Origin of the sequence: Aquiflexum lacus, from assembly GCF_015476655.1 — a bacterium.
GTDB lineage: Bacteria > Bacteroidota > Bacteroidia > Cytophagales > Cyclobacteriaceae > Aquiflexum > Aquiflexum lacus.
On the sequence record NZ_JABFHF010000025.1, the window covers coordinates 1 to 17,588 of the forward strand.

Here is a 17,588-nt window from a genome sequence, read left to right on the forward strand (position 1 = left end):
TAAAGCTCCGACCGGATTCTCATTCGTTTCGTCTTCAACATTTCAATGAACTTTTGACCGGGCTTTCCCGGCCATCGTCGACTCGCGCCGTTATCTTATTCTTTTCTTCCCGTAAAACAGGAGTGCAAAGGTAATTCAAAATTTTATTCTTTCAAAAACAGATTTATAAAATTTACTTTTTATTTTCTGTTTATGAATCAATCAATCCGAATAAATGGGGGGATTTTGATTTGGGTGCCCGTCGTTTGGGATTGCAAAGGTGCAACACTTTTTCTCATTTGCAAAAGCAGATCTGAAAATAATTTAACAAAAAGGTAAAGTGTGCTGATTTTCAAGCAGAAAAAAAAAGGATGACCAAGAAATCTTCAATATCTAAATGTCGGCATCCTCTTACGGGATTTCTTTTGCAGGAATTGATCAACAAAGGAATACCTCATAGAAACTTCATGTGCCCCACCTGAGTTTCTCCAACCCAACTGTGAAAGGGTAAAATCATAACTATATCCTAGGTCAATTCCATTTTGCAAAGAAAATCCAATCAAACCTATCAGGGCTTCATTGTTTGGCAAACCAATCCTGGTAGGAAAGCCTCTATACCAAAGTCCAAGAATCACTGGTTCAAAGTACAGCTCCATTCCAAAATCCAATTGATCAAAGAACCCTTGCCTTTTATAGTTAAAAGCCAATGAGAAGGTCCGCTCCTGTTGGGTATTGTTGAAATAGTCATTGATGTCACCGGGTGTCAAGTCAAATTTTACACCCCCGTGTGTAGAATACCTGATTGGAAGTTTATCCCTGTCAAATTCCAAATAGGAAATATTTGGCTGTGTAAGGTGATGCCCTGAAACGCCAAACCAAAACCTATCATTGTAATAGAGCATCCCTGAATGAAAATCGGCAAAACTGCGCTGTCTATCGTCAGGAATTGCTCCGCCATTTCCACCGGGAAGCACTACTCCACGGTTAATATCCAATTGGGTACTGAGAACAACTTCATCAAAACTCGCTGACCTAGTCGCCCAACTGCCTTGAATACCCATATGCAAGAATCCTGATTCTCCCAATCTTACTCTATAAGAGTATACTAAGCCGACTTCTATGTTCTGTAAATTGGCCAAACTCTCCCTGCTTCCATTTATAATGACCCCAATTCCCGAATTTTTCTCATCTATGAAATGATCGGCATAAGCTGAAAATGTAACAAAGGTCTGATCCAGAGATGGCCATTGGTTTCTAAAATTAACACCCAATCTTGTCATTTCAGAACTTCCGGCAAATGCTGGGTTCAGAAATAAAGGGGAAGCATAAAATTGCGAAAACTGAACATCTTGCGCTTGAGAAAGCTCAAAAACAAAAACCAACATGACTATCAATTCAATTCTTTTCATCATCTGATCAATATAAATTTCCCGCTTTCTTCGATCACATCACCATCAATAGACTCCATATTGATCCTATAAACATAATTGCCAGAAGGCATCAATTCACCGTTGACTCTTCCATTCCATCCTTCTGTATTGATATCTTCTGTCCTGAAAAGCATATTTCCCCAGAGATTGAAAATCAACATTTCCATTTTTATAATTCCTTTTGTTTTGGGTCTGAAGAATTGATTTTCAGATAAAGTGGGGGTAAATCCTGTTGGTAACATCACTCTAAATGACTTTGTTAATGGTAACTCCATCTCAAAAGTATCTTCACAACCAAACTCATTGGTAACTGTCAACCTGATCAGGAAATTTCCTTTTTTTCCAAAAACATGAACAGGAGATTGCTCACTGCTTGAATTTCCCTCACCAAAATCCCAATTCCAAGCAATGGCGCCACCTGTGGAAAGATCATTGAATCGGATAGGATCATCGATAAATATCCCGCCTCCTTCATCACCTGTAATCCCCGTTCCATCTACTTCATAGACAAAATTTGAGTTCAGCGCCTCAGAAACAATAATCAATTCAAAATCAACCGGGTCAGACCAACAATCCAGATCTTTGTGTTTCACGCTGATTTTGTAAAGCCCTGATTGTCCAACATCGGCCATTTCATCATTGATCAAAAATTGACCCGTAGGGGTTTCTAACCTGTAATCAAATTCTTCCTCATTGTAGTCAAATATAAAGTCCCTTACATCCAAGGTCATTCCAGGTGTACATCCTACCACCGGGTCTTCAATTCCAAGTTCTGGAAAAGCCGGATTGATGAGTTCGAATACGGCCGATTCTGTTGGGCAACTTTTTGAATTGTATGCAGTAACGGTATATCCTCCGGCTTCCACTGCAAAATATTCAGGGATATTCGAATCAGGGATTAACTCCCCATCCTTAAACCATTCAAATCTCACATATACTTCATCGCCCACTGCACTGAGTAAAATTCCATCACCTTCGCATAACCTGACGTCATTTTCTACTTCCCCTAGACCCTCTCCTAAAATATTTACCGGTTCTGGAGATTCTTGAATCAAAAGACGTATATAATTCCCTGAGGAAGTTTTACCATAATTATCTGTTACGGTATAATAAATTTCGACCGTCTCGTCCACAAATCCCACGTTCGGAAAAAAAGTAAAGCTACCACCTTCATCAGCTGCTCTAAAGGTGCCTTGTGGCAAAACCATTTCTCTGTTTTCGGGCCTACACCTGCCTTGAGAACAAATATCGTCTGCTTCAGCTTCTATCTCATCCAATGAACCATACAGTTGCAGACATCTAATTGAAGAACCTTCATTGGGGAGTATAATTTCTTCTCGGGTAATTTCATAGGTATTTTCCTGACCTTCGCAGGAAGCCTTGTCATCAATATCGGTACCTATTGGATTTTCAAGTCTGTCCTGATCTGAAACCTCTACCTGCAAATTTCTGATTTCATGAATATTGGTTTGGCCACCTGTTGAGGCAGCAAAGCCTATCTTTAAATTCTCAGGTGCCTCAAAAATGTAATCTGTTTTGTCAAAAACTTTAACCATTCTGGGATTTCCGGGGCTGGTGGTGACCATTAAATCAACAGAAATGGAATAGCCTACCCCTCCAGGATGAGGTTCCATATCAATAAACAGTTTTCTATAACCTGGAATATTAGGATCTGTCACCCTTTGAGAGCCTGCACCACCAGATTCGAGTGGAAATCGATCTGCAGCGGGAAGTGAAAATTCACCGGCATTGTTTGTCCATTTACCCGTGACAAACTGATATCCTGTCAATCCAGAGCCATTCCCTCTGACTACAATACTATTTGGATAAAGGGCATCCCCTCCGCCAAAAAATCCGCCGACTTTTCCTTCTCCCGAATTACCAAAATTTCCAAAAGAATCCAGTCCTATTCCAAGATATGCGCCAGTTAACCCTGGATTTTGCCCTCTTTGGGCATACCCAAGAGATCCTCCAAAACCTCCTGGACTAAAATTGGAAACAGCAGCATCAAATAAGAATACCGTAAGCCCATCAGCTCCATTGCCTCCATAAACAAAAAACTCAAAAGAAGTCTTGATTCCAAATGCGGAAGGAAATGGAATATCAATGTATATGTATCCATTCTGCTCTAATTGCGCATCAGTCAATCTCAATACGCCATCCAATAACCTCGCACTGCCCCCAAAGATAGTCGCACTCTGGGTAGAATTGTCCTGAAAATCCTCGCAATAAGGAAACCCTACCTGAGCCTCAGAATCTGTAAATGCAAAAAATGTAAAATAAAGCATTAATAAAATGCCGAAACTCTTGATGAATTGACCTTCTCCTAATCTCACAGTATCAGTTTCCCTTTCTTTAATTTTAAAATCGAAATCGTAAATTAAGAATTTAAGGAAATAAAAAAAATGATGAATGGCTTAGATGGCCTTTTAAAATTCAAAAAGATGTTTTTGAAAATAAAAAAACCTCCCAAAAGGAGGTCTTAGTCTTCTTATCTCAAGATGGTTTGCTTTCTATCAGGACCGACTGAGACCATTTTAATTGGTACACCAAGTTCATCTTCCAAAAGGCTGACATAATCTCTTAATTCAACTGGAAATTTATCATAATCATTGGCTTCGGCCAGTGAGGTGAACCAGCCACGGACAGTTTTATAAATCGGTTTGGCATCCTGGGTATTCAATTCATAGGTAAGTCTATCTACTCTGCTACCATCCGGCAACTCATAATGGGTGCAGATTTTTATTTCTTCGAAGATATTCAGTACATCGGCTTTCATCATAAACAGTTGAGTCACTCCATTTATCATAATAGAATATTTCAATGCCGGTAAATCAATCCAACCACATCTCCTAGGTCGGCCCGTAGTAGAACCGAATTCGTTCCCTTCTTTCCTCATGGCTTCTCCGTCCTCATCAAATAGTTCAGTTGGGAAAGGTCCACTACCTACTCTTGTGCAATAAGCTTTAAAAATTCCGAAAACCTCTCCGATTTTAGATGGGGCTACTCCAAGACCTGTACAGGCACCTGCGGCCATAGTATTGCTTGAAGTCACAAATGGGTAACTGCCAAAATCAATGTCCAACAATGAACCTTGAGCACCTTCAGCAAGAACTTTTTTCCCTGAATCCAAATAACCATTCACTTCGTATTCACTGTCAACCAGATTCAATGTTCTGAAAAATTCAACTGCCTCAAAAAAAGTTTTCTCCAGTTCGGGCAAGTGGATCAGATCAAATTCGTAGAAAGACAGAATAGTTTTATGCTTTTCTACCAAGGCATTGTATTTATCCTCAAAATCAGGTGCCAATATATCCCCAACTCTAAGTGCAACTCTACCGATTTTATCCTGATAGGTCGGACCAATACCTTTTAAAGTTGAACCAATTTTTTTATCGCCTTTTGACTTTTCATAAGCAGCATCCAATAGTTTATGGGTTGGGATTATGATTGTTGCTTTCTTGGAAACAAAAAGGTTTTTCTTGAAAGAAATGTTGAATTTATGCAACCCCTCAATTTCTTTTCTTAAAACGACAGGATCAAGGACAACTCCATTACCTATGATATTGAGTATGTTTTCTCTAAAAATACCGGAGGGTATCTGGTGAAGTACATGCTTGATGCCATCAAATTCCAAAGTATGTCCCGCATTGGGACCGCCCTGAAATCTGGCCACTACGTCATATTGTGGTGCCAAAACATCCACTACCTTACCTTTACCTTCGTCGCCCCACTGTAGGCCTAATAAAATATCCATTTTCATTTCCTATAAAATCAACTCTTAGATTAAAGTCTTTTTGAGGCGTGAAATTTGGAATAAGGTTAATGAATTGCAAGGAAATCAAGGGATTTATTCTTGCCTATCATATAATTCTTTCTTTGCTTCCTCCATAGTAGGGTAAACAGTGAAAATATTATTCAACTTGGTAATGATCAATAATTTTTTAACATGTTCCGACGGGGTAGTCAAGTACACATCTCCGCCTGCATTCCTCATTTTGGTCAGCATGGTGATCAAGAGGCCTATGCCACTTGAACTGATATACCTTACTTCGGACAAGTCCACTATAAAGACCATTACCTTATCATTGACCGCATCTGACACAAATTCCACCAACTTTGGACCGATATCATCTCCAATTAAATCCCCGGTTAAGTATAAAAAATGAGCCTTTTCTTCTTTTTCAATTCTGTAATTTAACTTCATATTTTAGGTCTGTTTTCGCAGTTCATGTTTTCACAACTACCATATAGCAACAAGGAATGGTGCATTACTTTAAATTTAAGAATTTCTCCTACTGTATTTTGAATATTCTGTATCCTTGGATCACAAAACTCAAATACTTTATTGCATTCTACACAGATCAGATGATCATGCTGTTTATACCCGTAGGATTTTTCGAATTGGGCGAGATTCTGTCCAAACTGATGTTTGGTCACAAGATCACATTCTACCAAAAGATCCAAAGTATTATATACTGTTGCCCTGCTGACCCTATAATTCTTGTTTTTCATGCTGATGTACAGCGATTCAACATCAAAATGCCCCGATCTGCCGTAAATTTCTTCCAGAATGGCATATCGCTCAGGCGTTTTTCTAAGTTTTTTGTTTTCCAGGTATGCAGTGAAAATTTTCTTTACCTCTTCAAAAAGAGTTTCGTTAAGGGCCATGTATCTTGGATTTTGTGCAAATATAACTCTTCTTATTTAGAAAAGATTCAAATAAAACATGTCAATGGCTAATTAATCAAACCGGGTAACTTTAATGATCCCTTCTACTTTTGAAAGGTTAGCAACCATTTTTTCCAAATGCGAAGTACTGTGAACATATAGTTTGATCGTCCCTTCAAAGAGTCCGCTGTCCGAGTCAACAGTGATAGAGCGCATATTTACCTTAAGTTCATTGGAAATCACTTTGGTGACATCATTGATCAGACCCACCCTATCTGTCCCAACAATCCTTAATCCGGCCAAAAATGCGATTTGCTGCTGACTGGTCCATCTTGCCTTGATCACCCTATTTCCATGATTGGATAAAAGTTCCAAAGCATTGGGACAGGAGGTTCGGTGAATTTTGATTCCTTCATTGATGGTCACAAATCCGAAAACATCATCTCCAGGAATGGGATTGCAGCATTTTGCCAAAATATAATCCACCACATCCATATCCTCTCCGATCAACAATTGATCGTGCTCAGGACCTTTGAGGTTTTTGATTTCTTTGGTAAAGCTTGTTTCATCTTTAACCTTTTCATAGGTGACTTTTCCTTTTTGTTTTTTATGATCTCTAAATTCCTTAAAACTTTTGATGGAAGTGGCATCAATCACTCCTCTTCCTACCTTATAGTAAAACTCATTGGGAGTTTTGGTTTCAAAGTATGCACGTAACTGCTCTACGATTTCTGAGGTAAATTCGATTTTCATTTGCTTCAGTTTCCTTTGGACAATTTCTTTCCCATCCATTAAGATAGATTTTTTATCCTCCCTGAGCGCATCTTTAATTTTGGCTTTGGCTTTTGAAGTCACCACCGAATTGAGCCAATCTTCGGTTGGTTTTTGTTTGTTGGAGGTCAGAATTTCAACCTGATCACCATTTTTCAATTTATGATTGATCGGAACAAGTCTTTGATTGACTTTGGCACCAATACATTTAGCCCCAACTTCAGTGTGAATTTCAAAGGCAAAATCCAGCGCTGTTGCTCCGAAAGGAAGTACTTTTAACTCTCCTTTTGGTGTAAATACAAAGACTTCATCATGGAAAAGATTTCCCCTGAAGTCATCCATGAATTCGATGGCCGAACCATCATTGGATTCCAGTAATGTCCTGACTTGGGTGATCCAATCATCCAAACCAGTACCTGCTTTGGCTTGAACAATATCCTTATCCTTATATTTCCAATGGGCAGCGTATCCTCTTTCAGCTATGTCGTCCATTCTCGCTGAACGGATCTGAACTTCCACCCACTGTCCGGTATTACTCATTACTGTAGTATGAAGAGATTCATATCCATTTGCCCGTGGGGTACTGATCCAATCCCTCAACCTATCAGGGTTGGGACGATAAAAATCCGTGACAATGGAATATACCTGCCAGCTATCAGCCTTTTCATTGTCCACCTCACTTTCAATAATAATTCTCACTGCAAACAGGTCATAAACTTCTTCAAATGGTATATTCTGTTTTTTCATCTTATTATAAATGGAGAAAACAGATTTGGGTCTTCCTTTGATGGTGAATTTGAAACCTTGTAATTCAAGCTCCTCTTCGATCGGGGCTATAAAGCTTTTGATGAATTTGTTTCGGGAAACCCTAGTCTCATTGATTTTAGTCAGAATAAACTGATATGTATCTGAATCGGTAAATTTCAGATATAAATCCTCAAGTTCAGATTTGATGGTATAGAGACCCAACCTATGCGCCAATGGTGCATAAAGATACATGGTTTCCGAGGCTATCTTAAGTTGTTTATGCCTTGGCATACTTTCCAAGGTTCGCATATTGTTGAGTCTGTCTGCAATTTTGATCAATATGACCCGGACATCATCAGACAATGTCAGAAGCATTTTTCGGAAGTTCTCTGCCTGTTGGGAGGAACCATATTCAAAGACTCCGGAAATCTTGGTCAGTCCATCAATAATTTGCATGACCTTCAAGCCGAACTCCTTTTCAATATCCTCCAACTCCCAATCTGTATCTTCAACCACATCATGCAGCAGGGCAGAAACAATACTTGTTGTACCTAAGCCTATCTCCTCTACACAAATCAATGCGACTTCCAATGGATGATAGATATAGGGCTCACCGGATTTGCGGCGCATTTCCTTGTGAGCTTCATTGGAAACATTAAAAGCCTTTTTGATTATCTTGGAATCCCCATCCTTCAGCATGGGTTTAGCCATCTTGAGAAGCTTTCTGTATCTCTTAATTATTTCCTTTCTTTCCTCTTCCAGGTCTACTTGTATCATATAAACTAAGCTAAAGCAATACTTTTATCTAAACAACGAAAGTTGCATAGTTTTTTTCAGAATAATTCTAAATGAATTTTTGATTCAATTTTTGTAAGTTAAATTTTACTTATTACCTTTGCGTCCACATTAAGCGGATGTGGCGAAATTGGTAGACGCACTAGACTTAGGATCTAGCGCCGTAAGGCATGGGGGTTCGAGTCCCTCTATCCGCACATTTTCCGGCCCTCAATCACCTTTCCGAAATCGATCCTGAGTCAGGAACTTCGAATAAGAAATGGGATTGGGGGTTTTTAAATTTTATCAAACCAAAATTCAACACATTGGAAATCACATTAGACAAGCACGCAGCAAATCAAGCTTCTGTTAAAATTAAATTAAATGAAGCAGATTATCAACCTAAGGTTGATGCGAAACTGAAGGACTATGCAAGAAAAGCCACCATCAAAGGGTTCAGGCCAGGCAAAGCTCCTGTTTCTATGGTGAAAAGAATGTATGGAACTTCGGTCCTCGTAGACGAAATCAACGAACTTCTTTCCTCCTCCCTCAATAATTACCTAAAAGAACAGACTTTCAAAATCTTGGGGGACCCACTGCCGATCATTGAAGATGCTGATAAAATTGATTGGAATACCCAAAAAGAATTCGAATTCCAATATAAAATAGGTTTTGTGGATGATGTTGAGGTCAAGTTTGACGGAACATTAGAAGCTACTTCCTATTCCGTTGAAATGGACGGAAAAGAAGTGGATGATGCTATTCTTAACCTTAGAAGCCAATATGGCAAAATGACCAACCCTGAGATCAGCGAGAAAGATGACTTCCTTTACGGTGACCTCAAATCAGCAGATGGTTCTTTTGAAAAAACTTTTTCTCTTCCCCTATCAAAAGTAGAGGAAAAATCCCTCAACAAATTTGTCGGACTGAAAAAAGGTGATGCAGTTGAGTTTGATCCCTCAAAAACCATAAAAGAAGACCTAGCTTCAACAGTTGGCGTTTCTGATGAAGAAGTAGAAAAACTTACCGGTGATTTTACCTTTACTGTTCAGAATATCAATAGAACAGAGTTGGCTGAATTCAATCAGGAATTTTTCGATAAACTTTTCGGTGAAGGTCAAGTAGATTCCGAGGAAGGGTTGATAGAAAAGGTCAAAGAGATTATGGCTGAAAACTACAATAAGGAAATTATGGTTTACAGCGATGAGAAAATCAAAGAAAAGCTAATAGATCAAGCAAATATCGATCTTCCCGAAGTATTCTTAAAAGAGTGGCTACTCAAAGCCAATGACGGCAAAGTAACTGAAGATCAAGTAGAAGATGAATATCCGATATATGCCAAGCAATTAACCTGGACCATTATTTCCAATACAATCGCTAAGGACAACAATATTCAGGCAGAACATGAAGACGTTATCGAAAAAACTAAAGAAATGATCAGAGGCCAATTTGCCTCTTCAGGTCTTGGTGCACAATTGGAAGCGAGCATGGATATGTTTGTGGACAACTACCTCAAAGGAAATGATGGGCAGAATTATATGCAAATGTTGACCTCTGTTCAGAATGATAAGGTTTTGGCCTTTGTGAAGGAAAAAGCCAATGTGAAAGAGGAAAAAATCAGTATCGATAAATTCAAGGAACTCTTGGAAAACTAATTCCTAGATAAAATCGTTAAGAAAAAGTCCTTTTGTAAGGGCTTTTTTTATTTTTGTACATTACATAAAAATTAAATTATGATCAACAGAGACGAGTTTAGAAAATATGCCGTTCACAGTAGAGGCATCAGCGGCAATGCATTTGACCAATACAATACTTTTGTTGAAAACATGACCAGGTCGGTAATCGAAGAAAGACCAACCAATTTCCGTGAAATTGACGTGTTTTCAAGATTGATTATGGACAGGATCATTTTCTTGGGTACACAAGTGGATGATTTTATTGCCAATATCATTACCGCCCAATTATTGTTTTTGGAATCAACCGATCCAAAAAAAGATGTGCTACTATATGTAAACAGTCCAGGTGGTTCTGTAACTGCAGGCTTGGGTATTTATGACACCATGCAATATATCAATCCTGATGTAGCCACTATCTGCACTGGCATAGCTGCATCTATGGGGGCAGTATTGTTGGCAGGAGGTGCCAAAGATAAAAGATCTGCCCTTCAACATTCCAGGGTGATGATCCATCAGCCTTCCGGTGGCATGCAAGGTCAATCCAAAGACATGGAAATTTCATTAAAACTGATTTTGTCTATGAAGCAAGAATTGTATCAGATTTTAGCAGACCATTCGGGAAAAACTTATGATGAGATCGAAAAAGATTCAGACAGAGATTATTGGATGAAAGCACCTGAAGCCAAAGAATATGGCTTGATAGATGAAGTACTGATCAAAAAAATTAAATAATGGCACAAGTTACCTGTTCCTTTTGTGGGAGAAATAAGAGAGACGTAGACCTGATGGTTTCTGGGATATCGGCCCATATATGCAATTTCTGCATAGATCAGGCCTATCAGATTTTGGGGGAAGAAGAGAAAAACAAAAAACCTGTTAAGAACCCCAAGTTCAAACTCAAAAAACCAAAAGAGCTTACAGAATACCTCAACCAATATGTCATCGGTCAATATGATGCCAAAAAGGTGCTGACCGTGGCGGTCTATAACCACTACAAAAGGTTACAGCAAAAGGTCCATGATGAGGATGAAATCAAGATCGAAAAATCAAACATCATCATGGTTGGGGATACCGGAACAGGTAAAACCTATTTGGCAAAAACATTAGCCAAAGTGCTTGAGGTGCCTTTCTGTATAGCCGATGCAACGGTGCTTACTGAGGCAGGTTATGTGGGTGAAGATGTGGAAAGCATTTTGACTCGTCTGTTACAGGCAGCAGACTACAATGTAGAAGCTGCGGAAAGAGGTATAGTCTATATAGATGAATTGGATAAAATAGCCAGAAAATCAGATAATCCTTCCATCACACGTGATGTAAGTGGAGAAGGTGTACAACAGGCGCTTTTGAAGTTATTAGAAGGAACAATTGTTAATGTGCCGCCACAAGGTGGGAGAAAACATCCTGACCAAAAAATGATTGCGGTCAATACGGAAAATATACTTTTCGTTTGTGGCGGGGCTTTTGATGGCATTGGCAGGCATATTGCCAAAAGGTTAAATACACAGCCCATGGGCTTCAGTAAATTTGTGGAAGGCAAACAAGTGGACAGAGCAAATCTTCTTCAATATGTCACAGCCCAAGATCTGAAATCTTTTGGATTGATCCCTGAACTGATAGGCAGGCTTCCGGTAGTGACCCATTTGGATCCTTTGGACAAAGCCACATTGAAAAGCATACTCACCGAGCCCAAAAATGCTTTGGTCAAGCAATACAAAAAACTGTTGGCCATGGAAGATGTCTCACTTCAATTTGAGGAAAGCGGTATAGATTATATAGTGGAGAAGGCGGTTGAGTACAATCTAGGAGCAAGAGGCTTAAGGTCCATCTGTGAAGCCATCATCACAGATGCCATGTACGAATTGCCATCCGATGAAACCATCAAGGAATTGGTGATCGATGAAAAATACGCCCAAGAGCAGTTTGACAAGTCCAAGTTTAAAAAATTGCAGGTGGCTTGATAGTATTTTCAGTTTTAAATATTCAAGTAACAATTCGAAACCGCAGCAGTCATTTAAATGATTTCTGCGGTTTTTTTATGGCATCTAAAATAAAACTACTGTTTCTTTTTTACTAAATATTTTTTAGTAGATTAACTGTTAAATCTACTGGCCATGAAAAAGTACATTCAAATTTTAACCCTTTTTCTGATATCGCTATCTTCTTGTGAGATCAATCAGGAAATAGACCCGGAAATTGATCCAATGAACTTGGACGAAGTGAGGGAAGTACTTAAAGGACACCTTTACACCCCTGAAGGGAAATTAAAAAGCATTAATTCTTATCAATTCGAATTTGACATTCATGTTGGAAGACAAGATTGGTATTACGATGAATCTGGAAAAGTGGTTTTGACATCAGGTACCTATGAAAATGATACTACCGGGGTCAGTCTTTATTTCTATAACGGTTCCGGATTGTTGGTTCAAAAGAAGTCATTCTATAAAAGAAATGGAGATTTTGAATATGTGGAATCAGTATTTCTGGAATACGATGAAAATGGGCGGATAGTCAGGGAACTCAATAGTGAAAAAAAATTAATAAGAAGCCATACCTACAATGAGAGCGGACTGTTGGTATTAACCCAATACGGTGAAAATCAGGATATGGAAAAAGAAATCTATGAATACGATGAATTCGACAGGATATTCAAATACACTTATATGGGAGGAGGAGAATCACCCATCCTACTTTATTATTATCGGTATAATTCACTGAACCAATTAGAAGCCAAGGAAGCCTATGGACTCGGAAGTACTGAAAGAGAAGATGCCTTTCAATATTTTTATAATGACAGGGGTCAATTGGTAGAAGAAAAAGAATTTTATCCCCAATGGGATTTTGTGCCAAAGTTCAGAAAAGTCTATGAATATTATACAGGAAATAACATCTCAAAAAATTAACTTTAAATTCTTTCAAGGAAAACTATGTGCCCTATGTGTCTCCTATGTGGTAAAAAATTAATTACCACATAGCACATATAGTTCACATAGATAAAATAGGGTTTTATTGAAATGGATTTCATGAACCTCAACAATACAATCTTTCCAAGCCTCCAAAACCTTGACTAAATCTGTCTATATGTGCCCTAAAAATCGACCGCTCCATTGAAGCTATGTGACCTATGTTTCTATGTGGTAAGAAAAACCAATATGGTCAAATCTTCAAACTCTCAACGATCATTTTTGCCGTAGTATCCGAAGCGGAACCATCACCTAGTTTTTCTTTGACTTCTGTGTAACCATCCAAAATGGCTGCTTTGTGGTGTATATCTGCCAGGATTTTGTTCAGTTCCAGACTCAATCGTTTCATATTGAATTCTCCCTGAATCAGCTCTGCTACCACTTCTCTTTCGGCTATCAAGTTGACCAAAGAAATGAAAGGAACTTTGATCAGTCTTTTTGCAATGGCATAACTTACCGAACTGGTTTTGTACACCACCACCTGCGGAACTCTAAAAAGAGCGGTCTCCAAGGTAGCCGTACCGGAGGTGACAATGGCCGCATTGGCATGATGCAACAGATCATAAGTTTGATCATAAATCACTTTGATACCCGCTTGGATGGCAGGTTCATAGAGTTTTGGTGATAGATTGGAAACCCCTGCAATGACAAACTGAGCCTGTGGAAAGTTCTTTACAACCTCCAGCATTACCCGCATCATATTCTGGAGTTCCTGTTTTCTGCTTCCCGGCAGCAAAGCAATGATGGGGCTGTAACTCAATTCATTCTTCTGATGGAAAAAAGGATGTGGTTCAAATTTGGCTATTTCATCCAATAGCGGATTGCCAACATAATGGGCTTTTACCCCAAATTTCTCAAAAAATATCGGTTCAAATGGCAGAATCGAATAAACATGGTCCGTGAAGGCTTTGACCTTCAATGCCCTTTTCTGGTTCCAAGCCCAGACTTTTGGTGGGATATAGTAATGGACCGGAATCGCATGCTTCTTTGCAAATTCGGCCATTTTCATATTGAAACCTCCATAGTCTATCAGAATCAATACATCAGGCCTATTAGCAAGAATATCATCTTTGACGATCTGTAGGTATTTCAAAACTTTTCTGAACCCAAAAACCACCTCAATAAATCCCATCAAAGCAACATTCTTATAATGGACCCTCAGTTCTTGTCCTTCTGACTGAGAAAAATCCCCGCCCATGCCCCGAAATGAGGCATCAATATCCAATCCCTTGATCGCCCTGATCAGATTGGAGGCATGTAAGTCCCCGGATCTTTCACCTGAAATGATATAATATCGCATTATTCTCCAAAGTACTCCACAAAGTTCCTCGGAGTTTCATAAAGAGTCAGTTTGTAAAGACTTCCATGAGGAACAATTTCATTGACAGCAGGTTCGAGGATTTTCCAGAATTCCATGACCAGATTCTCACAACTTGCCATTTTGCCCTGCATAAAGTCCACATCCACATTCAGGTTTTTGTGGTCAACCTTATCAATCACCAAAGTTTTTATCAAAATACTCAAGGCCTTCAAATCCACAACAAAGCCAGTCTCAGGATCAGGAAGTCCTTTGACGGTAACAATCAGTTCAAAATTATGTCCATGCCAATTGACATTGGAGCAGGGTCCAAAAACTTCCTTGTTCTTTTCCTCTGACCAATTTGGATTCCAAAGCTTATGCGCGGCGTTAAAATGCTCTTTTCTACAAACGTGTACCATGATACGGGTATTCCTGATTTCGGAGTGCAAAAATAAACCTATTCTTCACAAAAACATAGGTATTCCCTATAGAATGAAAATCTAAAAAAAAATACTGAAGGCTGACCTGTTTTAATTGTTCAGAGCGCGTATCAATTTTACCATATCATCCTCATTCCTGAGGTCTATGTTCATTACACCTATCAAGTCCAAAACTTTTGAAGTCTCAACGCCGAATACCGCGTTCAATTGTTTTCGTTTCGTTTTAAATGGAAAAACATTTTTTTGATGTACCACAAAAAAATCCATTTTACTTTGAAAAGCTTTTGACTTTTGAGATCCATAGGCAGCAGAGGGATCGTCTGCGATGTATTTATACTTATATTTCAAAAGGGTATATTTTCCCTCTGTCAATACCTGTGCAAAAGTACCTTTTCCCAATTTGGGAAGATCAAATCCTGATTTATAGATTTCCATGGCCTCAAATGGTTCAATAATAAATCCATGAATATTTTTTCCTGTGTACCCCATCAGTTCTCCCAACCTGTTTACCTCTAGCATATTGCCATAAAGGTTAAATCGAATGGCAATATTTCTAATAGTATCTATTTTACTGACCAAAATATAACCTTGAGAAAAATCACTCAAATAGGGGTTTCCTTTGACTTCGGGATAGGCATTTGCTATCAACGGAGCACCGGGAATACTGACGTCCTGAAGTGTTTCTACCTGTCCTGAAACCTGTAATGTAAAGAGTGATAAAGAAATAGAAAAGATAAAATGAAACGACTTGATCATAAAAGATTTAAAATTAAAAAAAGGGAAGATTGAACTTAGAAAATTTTTCCAAGGATTATTATTGCTGCGAAATTCTGACGCCTACTTTCTTATAACGTTCACTAGGTTTGACAGTGGTGTTTCCAACCAATTCCAATACCAAGTCAACAGGCCCTGTCCCTGCTCCTGAATCCAATATTTCAATTTGTACATCTGCAAAATTTGATTTGGCAGGAATGACTGCCTGTCCGCTTATGTTATAGTGCACTCCTTCAACTGCCGAAGTTTCATCAGCAATTACCCTGTAGGTAAAGTTTTCTTCATTGGCCTTCTGTGGGCTGACAAAATTAACCCTCAAGCTAAGTTGACCCGTTCTCCTAGTAATCAAGGGATCTGAGGTTGAAATTGCAAAAGTAGGGCGAGGCACCCTTAACAACAAAGGGAAATCCTTTCCTAAGGCAGGACTGTTCACGACCGTAGCATCCCATTCAATCAGCGAATCTTCAAATAATGGAAATTCCTGCTCTAAACATGAACTGGTATAAAGACAGACGAAAACCAAAAAGAATCCTATAAATTTTTTCATTTCTTTACCCAGTTTAATAGCCAGCATTTTGATCTAAATTTTTATTTCCATCCACTTCTGCTTGTGGGATGTTTGCCAAAATCCTAAAATCCGTAAATGGAACATTGCCTTGCTGCTTGATGATGTCCCTTCCATACCTTTTGAGGTCAAAGAACCGATGTCCTTCAAAAGCCAATTCCTTTCTCCTTTCCAGCAAAATCTCAGCAAGCAATACCTCTCCTCCCAAATCCACTTCTTCGAGTCCCCGGGCATTTTTGAAAAAATTCAAATCTTCCAATGCCAAATCTTCTTGGTCAAGGTGAAAATAAGCTTCCATTCTGTTTAACAGCATTTCTGACTTCCTGATGACAGGAATATTGTCACCAAAAGCAAAACCGTTTTTGGATGCGAATTTAATGCACTCCATCCTTCTTCCCGAGCCATTTGCAACCCTTCCAGGACCAACCTCATATTGGAATGCTCTGATGTCTCTTCCTCTATCTGTTATGGCCAAGGTTGGCCCTGAACCCGTTACTGAAATTCCCATCAAGTTGACAAAAACCGGCGTAGGAATAAAATCTCCCCAACCTCCTACTTGTGTTATATTTTCAAGATCCCTGATGGTCGTATAAGTAGCTTGAATAGATTCATTGACGCCATTACTTTCGGAAGCATTATCGAACCGGAGGTCAAAAATGGATTCTGGATGTACAGATAATCTCCAACCTGCGATATAATCCTCCCCTTCCAACAATTTCCCTCTTGAGGAAGACAAAGCTTCGTTGGATTGATCTACTACTTTTTCCCAATCTTGATTATAGAGGGCAACTCTGGAGAGTAAAGCTTTGGCCGCCGTCTGGGATGCAAATTGAACACCCCTGCCATCATTCAAAAGACGAATGGCATTTTCTAAATCTGTATAAATCTGGGTAAATACCTGCTCAACGCTTGATCTTGCCGTCTGTCTGTTAAGGGCTTTTTCAATATCAGTAGTCCTGACCCCCTCCAAAACCAAGGGTATCCCACCCTTATCTAGTTCCGGAACATTTATTCCCGGAAGGTATGCATAAGTCTTTACAAGGTCAAAATAGAAAAGCGCTCTTAAGAATTTCGCTTCACCTTCCCATCTATTTTTGGTGGCAGTGGATACGGCGGGTGTTCCCTGAATATTGGGTATCGCTTCCAAAATCAAATTCACCTCATTGATCCCAAAATAAAAGTTTGTCCAATGGGTGTAGTGGGAATAAGGTTGATTTCTGGCTTCATTCAATAGTCTACCCGAATTGTTGGTCGCAAGCCCATTGTCTGCCAAGGCATCACCAAAAGCCATCAGGTTTCTTCCGTAGGCAGACACAGACCTAAGTCTTGCATATGGGGAATTAAGCGCCGCTTCCATATTTTCAGGCGTATTGAGGGCATCAAACCCATCGATGGATTGTCTTGGATCAACGTTGAGGATACCATCACAGGAAATCAGGGAAAGTGCAAAAACAATTGCAAGGCCTAAAGATTTCAATATATCGTAAGTAATGAGTTTCAT

The 17,588-nt window shown here is 39.1% G+C and carries 15 protein-coding genes and 1 tRNA gene; 5 read left to right on the plus strand and 11 right to left on the minus strand.

What is annotated here, in order from left to right; genetic code table 11:
• Positions 1-365: 365 nt before the first annotated feature.
• From HMJ38_RS18875 to HMJ38_RS18900, 6 genes are all read right to left on the minus strand, one after another.
• Positions 366-1,391 (minus strand): PorP/SprF family type IX secretion system membrane protein, encoded by a 1,026-nt coding sequence (locus HMJ38_RS18875; RefSeq protein WP_228780152.1) that lies wholly within the window; start codon positions 1,389-1,391, stop codon positions 366-368.
• Complete coding sequence (locus HMJ38_RS18880; RefSeq protein WP_317174560.1) at positions 1,388-3,745, minus strand: PKD domain-containing protein; 2,358 nt, start codon at positions 3,743-3,745, stop codon at positions 1,388-1,390. Before HMJ38_RS18880 ends, HMJ38_RS18875 begins: the two co-directional genes overlap by 4 nt.
• Before the next feature lie 155 nt (positions 3,746-3,900).
• Positions 3,901-5,172 (minus strand): adenylosuccinate synthase, encoded by a 1,272-nt coding sequence (locus HMJ38_RS18885; RefSeq protein ID WP_194975995.1) that lies wholly within the window; start codon positions 5,170-5,172, stop codon positions 3,901-3,903.
• 87 nt (positions 5,173-5,259) lie between these two features.
• Positions 5,260-5,616 carry an STAS domain-containing protein gene (locus tag HMJ38_RS18890; RefSeq protein ID WP_194975996.1) on the minus strand — a complete coding sequence of 119 codons (357 nt, stop codon included), beginning with the start codon at positions 5,614-5,616 and terminating at the stop codon, positions 5,260-5,262.
• Positions 5,613-6,080: a Fur family transcriptional regulator gene (locus tag HMJ38_RS18895; RefSeq protein ID WP_194975997.1), complete on the minus strand. Its 468-nt coding sequence runs from the start codon at positions 6,078-6,080 to the stop codon at positions 5,613-5,615. Before HMJ38_RS18895 ends, HMJ38_RS18890 begins: the two co-directional genes overlap by 4 nt.
• 72 nt (positions 6,081-6,152) lie before the next feature.
• The gene (locus tag HMJ38_RS18900) at positions 6,153-8,375 is read right to left on the minus strand and encodes a RelA/SpoT family protein (protein ID WP_194975998.1); all 2,223 of its coding nucleotides are present in this window, start codon (positions 8,373-8,375) and stop codon (positions 6,153-6,155) included.
• A 133-nt stretch (positions 8,376-8,508) separates the two neighbouring features.
• On the opposite strand from HMJ38_RS18900, the gene HMJ38_RS18905 reads away from it, so the two are divergent.
• From HMJ38_RS18905 to HMJ38_RS18925, 5 genes are all read left to right on the plus strand, one after another.
• A tRNA-Leu gene (locus tag HMJ38_RS18905) sits at positions 8,509-8,590 on the plus strand.
• A gap of 108 nt (positions 8,591-8,698) precedes the next feature.
• Complete coding sequence (tig, locus tag HMJ38_RS18910; RefSeq protein WP_194975999.1) at positions 8,699-10,027, plus strand: trigger factor; 1,329 nt, start codon at positions 8,699-8,701, stop codon at positions 10,025-10,027.
• A 78-nt stretch (positions 10,028-10,105) separates the two neighbouring features.
• Positions 10,106-10,780: a ClpP family protease gene (locus tag HMJ38_RS18915; protein WP_194976000.1), complete on the plus strand. Its 675-nt coding sequence runs from the start codon at positions 10,106-10,108 to the stop codon at positions 10,778-10,780.
• A complete protein-coding gene (gene clpX / locus HMJ38_RS18920; protein ID WP_194976001.1) occupies positions 10,780-12,006 on the plus strand; it encodes an ATP-dependent Clp protease ATP-binding subunit ClpX in 1,227 nt (408 codons plus the stop codon). The genes HMJ38_RS18915 and clpX overlap by 1 nt, the downstream gene beginning before the upstream one ends.
• Positions 12,007-12,159: 153 nt before the next feature.
• Positions 12,160-12,948: a hypothetical protein gene (locus HMJ38_RS18925; protein ID WP_194976002.1), complete on the plus strand. Its 789-nt coding sequence runs from the start codon at positions 12,160-12,162 to the stop codon at positions 12,946-12,948.
• A gap of 253 nt (positions 12,949-13,201) precedes the next feature.
• Here HMJ38_RS18925 and lpxB read toward each other — a convergent pair whose 3' ends face one another.
• The 5 genes from lpxB to HMJ38_RS18950 form a co-directional block, all read right to left on the minus strand.
• The gene (gene lpxB, locus HMJ38_RS18930) at positions 13,202-14,308 is read right to left on the minus strand and encodes a lipid-A-disaccharide synthase (protein WP_194976003.1); all 1,107 of its coding nucleotides are present in this window, start codon (positions 14,306-14,308) and stop codon (positions 13,202-13,204) included.
• Positions 14,308-14,727 (minus strand): 6-pyruvoyl trahydropterin synthase family protein, encoded by a 420-nt coding sequence (locus HMJ38_RS18935; RefSeq protein WP_194976068.1) that lies wholly within the window; start codon positions 14,725-14,727, stop codon positions 14,308-14,310. The genes lpxB and HMJ38_RS18935 overlap by 1 nt, the downstream gene beginning before the upstream one ends.
• Before the next feature lie 111 nt (positions 14,728-14,838).
• Positions 14,839-15,504 (minus strand): hypothetical protein, encoded by a 666-nt coding sequence (locus tag HMJ38_RS18940; protein WP_194976004.1) that lies wholly within the window; start codon positions 15,502-15,504, stop codon positions 14,839-14,841.
• Positions 15,505-15,562: 58 nt separating this feature from the next.
• Positions 15,563-16,069: a hypothetical protein gene (locus HMJ38_RS18945; RefSeq protein ID WP_194976005.1), complete on the minus strand. Its 507-nt coding sequence runs from the start codon at positions 16,067-16,069 to the stop codon at positions 15,563-15,565.
• 13 nt (positions 16,070-16,082) lie between these two features.
• The gene (locus HMJ38_RS18950; RefSeq protein ID WP_194976006.1) at positions 16,083-17,588 is read right to left on the minus strand and encodes a RagB/SusD family nutrient uptake outer membrane protein; all 1,506 of its coding nucleotides are present in this window, start codon (positions 17,586-17,588) and stop codon (positions 16,083-16,085) included.

Excerpts from the sequence above, each read along its gene's own strand:
- clpX (WP_194976001.1), top strand. The coding sequence starts at position 10,780 with ATGGCACAAGTTACCTGTTCCTTTTGTGGGAGAAATAAGAGAGACGTA.
- HMJ38_RS18940 (WP_194976004.1), bottom strand. The coding sequence starts at position 15,504 with ATGATCAAGTCGTTTCATTTTATCTTTTCTATTTCTTTATCACTCTTT.
- HMJ38_RS18925 (WP_194976002.1), top strand. The coding sequence starts at position 12,160 with ATGAAAAAGTACATTCAAATTTTAACCCTTTTTCTGATATCGCTATCT.
- HMJ38_RS18935 (WP_194976068.1), bottom strand. The coding sequence starts at position 14,727 with ATGGTACACGTTTGTAGAAAAGAGCATTTTAACGCCGCGCATAAGCTT.
- HMJ38_RS18875 (WP_228780152.1), bottom strand. The coding sequence starts at position 1,391 with ATGATGAAAAGAATTGAATTGATAGTCATGTTGGTTTTTGTTTTTGAG.
- HMJ38_RS18895 (WP_194975997.1), bottom strand. The coding sequence starts at position 6,080 with ATGGCCCTTAACGAAACTCTTTTTGAAGAGGTAAAGAAAATTTTCACT.
- HMJ38_RS18915 (WP_194976000.1), top strand. The coding sequence starts at position 10,106 with ATGATCAACAGAGACGAGTTTAGAAAATATGCCGTTCACAGTAGAGGC.
- HMJ38_RS18890 (WP_194975996.1), bottom strand. The coding sequence starts at position 5,616 with ATGAAGTTAAATTACAGAATTGAAAAAGAAGAAAAGGCTCATTTTTTA.
- HMJ38_RS18945 (WP_194976005.1), bottom strand. The coding sequence starts at position 16,069 with ATGAAAAAATTTATAGGATTCTTTTTGGTTTTCGTCTGTCTTTATACC.
- lpxB (WP_194976003.1), bottom strand. The coding sequence starts at position 14,308 with ATGCGATATTATATCATTTCAGGTGAAAGATCCGGGGACTTACATGCC.
- HMJ38_RS18950 (WP_194976006.1), bottom strand. The coding sequence starts at position 17,588 with ATGAAACTCATTACTTACGATATATTGAAATCTTTAGGCCTTGCAATT.
- HMJ38_RS18900 (WP_194975998.1), bottom strand. The coding sequence starts at position 8,375 with ATGATACAAGTAGACCTGGAAGAGGAAAGAAAGGAAATAATTAAGAGA.
- HMJ38_RS18885 (WP_194975995.1), bottom strand. The coding sequence starts at position 5,172 with ATGAAAATGGATATTTTATTAGGCCTACAGTGGGGCGACGAAGGTAAA.